1 pseudogene is annotated in these 553 nt (G+C 75.9%); it reads right to left on the reverse strand.

What is annotated here, in order from left to right:
- Positions 1 to 553, reverse strand: a pseudogene (locus JNB62_RS19015) (hypothetical protein); the annotation flags it as partial.

Genomic DNA, 553 nt, shown 5'->3' on the forward strand with positions numbered 1-553 from the left:
TGCCGAACAGGGCGGACATCGGGTCCAGCGGCTCGGTCGTCGTCGCCGCGGGGAACGGTGTCGTCTCTTCGGGGAACTCCGGCGGCGCCTTCGCGATCGCGGCGTCACCGGGATTCGACGTGTGCCACGGAACCTGGGCGATGACGCCCGCCGGCACCGCCGGTCGCGCCGCTGCGGCCGGAGGGGTGACACCCGCGGCGCGGGCGCTCTGCGTGGTCCACCCGGCGACGGGCGCCGGAGCCGACGGGCGCAGCTCGGTGGCGCCGACGGCGTCGTCGACTGGGACGAAGCCTGCCGTGGGCGCCGGGGCCGGTGCCGCCGGGGCGGCCAGGGGCGCCGGCATCCCGGTCGGCTGCGCGAGGTACGGATTCGCCGTCACCGCAGGGGCGACCGGCGTGGCGAACGAGGGCGAGACCCCCGCCTGCGTGTCGACGACGACCGCCTTCGCCGCCAGGTCGTGCCACCCCTGACGGCGGCCGCTCTGGTCGAACAGCGGCGTGAAGTAGCCGACGACGATCGCGCAGCTCGCCCCGAAGACGATGTTGCGCCACAG

Origin of the sequence: Microbacterium jejuense (assembly GCF_019511665.1) — a bacterium.
GTDB lineage: Bacteria > Actinomycetota > Actinomycetes > Actinomycetales > Microbacteriaceae > Microbacterium > Microbacterium jejuense_A.